This is a genomic window from Yimella radicis (assembly GCF_054778255.1).
The window spans coordinates 1-530 of sequence record NZ_BAAGZR010000015.1 but is presented as its reverse complement, the minus strand read 5'-3'; the positions used below and the strand labels follow the sequence as shown (position 1 = coordinate 530).

The window sequence follows — 530 nt, the reverse complement described above, 5'->3', positions numbered from 1 at the left end:
GGTCGGCAGCGCAGATGACGCCGACCCCTTTGGCCTGGAGCAGCGCCGGGTTCACGCGCGTGACTAGGTCGTCGAGCGTCTGCTCGTGCGCATCGGTCTCGATGCGCAACTGCTGAACGCGGCGGGCCAGAGCTCGCAACGCCGTCAGGGTGTGTTCGGCGACTACGTCGTCGGGGTCGTGCAGCCGGATCTTGGCCAGCGCGGCGATCAACGGTTTGCCGCGCAGCGCCCGGTATCTGGCTCGGATCGGCTCGGGTGCGGTGACCAGGATGTCCCGGATCTGCAGCACCGCGTCGGTGGTCGCGGCAATGGCTGACCTGCGGGCGGTCGCCACGACACGGATCGCCTCCACGCGTCCGTCACGGTCCTTGGGGACCGAACAGTTCGTGCCGGCCAACGCGGTCTCCGCGGCGGCGTAGGCATCGATCTCGTCGGACTTGCCACGCATCCGGCGGATCTGCCGACTTGGGCGCAAGACCTCCAGCACTGGCACCCCAGCAGAGCTCAGATATCGGGCCAGACCCGCGCCG

General features: G+C 69.1%; 1 protein-coding gene. It reads right to left on the bottom strand.

Annotated elements, in window-relative coordinates; genetic code table 11:
• The coding region (locus tag ACYU8W_RS11555) for a transposase (RefSeq protein WP_499469205.1) at nucleotides 1–487 on the bottom strand (487 nt) is incomplete at its 3' end.
• Nucleotides 488–530: the final 43 nt, after the last annotated feature.